The organism is Clostridium sp. BL-8, from assembly GCF_002006495.1.
Classification (GTDB): domain Bacteria; phylum Bacillota; class Clostridia; order Clostridiales; family Clostridiaceae; genus Clostridium.
This window is the reverse complement of the sequence record NZ_LZZL01000195.1, coordinates 1-1,558: the sequence shown is the minus strand read 5'-3', so window position 1 is coordinate 1,558 and position 1,558 is coordinate 1. Positions and strand designations below refer to the sequence as shown.

Below are 1,558 nucleotides of genomic sequence, written 5' to 3'. Positions count from 1 at the left end.
TATTTATGGTAAACCATATTAGAATATACAGCAATTTAGCATATATTCTAAGCAAGAATACCAGTAAAGGAGGACTCTCATGTCTGAGTTTAGTTGTCTATTTTGTAGAGTTTGGCGAGCCCACCATCTACAGTTTCGCGGTAATCGCTACTCATATCCAGGCCAGTTTCATACATGGTCTGTACAACCAGATCAAACGATATCTTACGGGTGTTTGACAAGAAATTTGCCAGACTCAGCACATTGATAGCTATCATCGCAGCCACGGCGTTCCGCTCGATGCAAGGAATCTGGACAAGTCCGCAAATCGGATCACAGGTCAACCCCAAATGGTGCTCCAACGCGACCTCCGCTGCATACTCAATCTGGTCGATACCCATTCCAAACAACTCTGAAAGAGCTGCCGACGCCATGGAGCAAGCACTACCAACTTCCCCCCTGACAGCCACATTTAGCACCGCTGATGGATGCATTCTGCTTGATTAGGTTGCCAATTAGACCTCCAACTGCCAGAGCCCGGATGATCTGTTCGTCCGTCACATGTTTCTTCTCTTGCATATAACTGAGCACTGCCGGCACCACACCGCTTGCGCCACAGGTTGGGGCTGTTACGATTGTACCACCGGCGGCATTCTGCTCGCTGACAGCGAAAGCATAAGCACAGACAATCCTGTTTTCCCGAGTCTCCGGGCTCTCATCGATATGCCGCTGGTTATAAAGAAATTTCGCCTTTCGTTCTACGTTGAGACCGCCTTATAGAATACCTGTGGATGTAAGCGCTTCGTTAATCGAATGCTTCATAGCATCCCAGATTACATAGAGAAACCCCAAAATCTTTTTGCCTTCGCACTGCTCGATATACTCGCTTAGGCTGATATTGTTTGCTTTACAGATGCTGCTGATTTCTGCAAAGGTATTTTCCTTATATATATCCGGTGCCAACATCTCCTCACGCCCATCGATAACTATATCCCCGCCACCGACACTTACAACACGCATGGATGTTGTTTGCCGCCCATCTTTGTAAGCTAAAAAATCAATGGTATTTGGATGAGGCAGAATAAAATCTGCGTGGGTAATAAATTCAATCTCAATTGGAACTGGTGACAGTACCTTAATAATGGCCTTGTCAGTCATATGACCCTTTCCCGTTTTTGCAAGGGAACCGTAAATCAATACTTTTCCAAAATTATCTTCATCCTTTCCATCACTGTTTTTCTATTCAAATACCCAAGATGACTTCAAAAATTGTATGACTTGCACTCTTGAAAATAATTTGCTATTAATTGATCATAATATGCTCCCCTAACATAATAATCTAAGCATGCATCTTGTGAATCAAGCCTAAATTGATTTTTAAGGCTGTTTTCATATGCCTTAAATAAAGAGAGCGTTACCTTACAAAAGCAGTTTTTTAGCTTTTCCCCTACTATATATCATCTCGTCACTATATAAGAAAATTACTTGACAAAAGTGTATAGCAACCATATACTATTGCTATGAATAAATTTATAAATAACAAACATCAAATTGCATATAATTCTATGGACTTAGCGTT

At 41.8% G+C, this 1,558-nt stretch carries 3 protein-coding genes; all 3 read right to left on the bottom strand.

Going from position 1 to position 1,558, the window contains the following annotated elements:
* Positions 1-89: 89 nt before the first annotated feature.
* Positions 90-413, bottom strand: a complete 324-nt coding sequence (locus CLOBL_RS29115; protein WP_278281373.1) for an L-serine ammonia-lyase, iron-sulfur-dependent, subunit alpha — start codon at positions 411-413, stop codon at positions 90-92.
* Between the two features lie 10 nt (positions 414-423).
* Positions 424-669, bottom strand: a complete 246-nt coding sequence (locus CLOBL_RS29110) for an L-serine ammonia-lyase, iron-sulfur-dependent, subunit alpha (RefSeq protein ID WP_278281374.1) — start codon at positions 667-669, stop codon at positions 424-426.
* 84 nt (positions 670-753) lie between these two features.
* Entirely contained in the window at positions 754-1,137 is a 384-nt protein-coding gene (locus tag CLOBL_RS28855) for a hypothetical protein (RefSeq protein WP_242953942.1), read from the bottom strand.
* Positions 1,138-1,558 lie beyond the last annotated feature (421 nt).

Excerpts from the sequence above, each read along its gene's own strand:
- CLOBL_RS29115 (WP_278281373.1), bottom strand. The coding sequence starts at position 413 with ATGGCGTCGGCAGCTCTTTCAGAGTTGTTTGGAATGGGTATCGACCAG.
- CLOBL_RS28855 (WP_242953942.1), bottom strand. The coding sequence starts at position 1,137 with ATGACTGACAAGGCCATTATTAAGGTACTGTCACCAGTTCCAATTGAG.